Annotated in this window: 1 protein-coding gene; it reads left to right on the top strand. The window is 76.3% G+C overall.

Annotated features, from left to right (window positions below; genetic code table 11):
* A partial coding sequence (locus HMPREF0731_RS21955; protein WP_007006460.1) for a HAMP domain-containing protein occupies positions 1–920 on the top strand: 920 nt, incomplete at both ends.

Here is a 920-nt window from a genome sequence, read left to right as displayed (position 1 = left end):
CCCGCCGTGGCGCTGCTGGCGCAGGCGGCCCGCATGGCCATGGCGGCGCGCGACGACGCTGGCAGCCGCAGCCTACTGATCCGCGAGATCATGTCGGCCGCCACCCTCGATGCCGCCCGCGTGGCGGACGGGCTGGTGCTGAACGGCCGCATCGCCCAGGCCTGGGACGCGGCGGAGCGCCTGGCCGTGGCGCTGGGCAACCCGGCGCTGGATGCCGCCATGGCGCGCGCCCGCGCCGAGTATTTCGAGCGCGAGGAGCCGCGCTACCGCGCCATGGTGCAGGCCGCGCAACTGCGCCTGGCCAACCCCGCCAACCCGCCAGCCTGGCCGATGAGCAGCGCCGATTTCGCCGGCTGGACCGCCCCCGCCCTGGCCAAGCTGGTGCCGCTGCGCGACGCCGCGCTGGACGAGGCGGTGCGCCGCGGCGACACCGCCGCCTCCACCGCGCAGTTCAACATGATGGTCAGCCTGGGCCTCGCCCTGCTGGCGCTGCTGGCGGCGCTCGGCGGCGTGCTGCTGCTGTTGAAGCGCCTGGTCGCCCCGGTGCGCGAGCTGACCGTCAGCGTCACCGGCATCGCCGCCGGCGCGCTGGACCAGGCCGTGCCGCATGCCGGCCGCGCCGACGAGGTGGGCGAGATGGCCCAGGCCGTCGAGGTGCTGCGGCAGAACTCGATCGAGCGCGTCCGCATGCAGCAGGCCGAGGCCGCCGCCCAGGCCGAGCGCGCCCGCCGCGCCGCCAATCTGGAATCGCTGGTGCGCGGCTTCGAGGGCAAGGTGGGCGAGATGGTGGGCATCGTCTCCTCCGCCTCCTCCGAGCTGGAGGCGACCGCCCGCTCGATGACCAGCACGGCCGGCGCCACCAACGACCAGGCCGGGCTGGTGGCGGGCGCCGCCGGCGAGGCCAGCGGCGGCGTGCGCAC

It is taken from the genome of Pseudoroseomonas cervicalis ATCC 49957 (genome assembly GCF_000164635.1).
GTDB lineage: Bacteria > Pseudomonadota > Alphaproteobacteria > Acetobacterales > Acetobacteraceae > Pseudoroseomonas > Pseudoroseomonas cervicalis.
The sequence above is the reverse complement of the archived record's forward strand: the minus strand, read 5'-3'. Positions and strand labels throughout refer to the sequence as shown.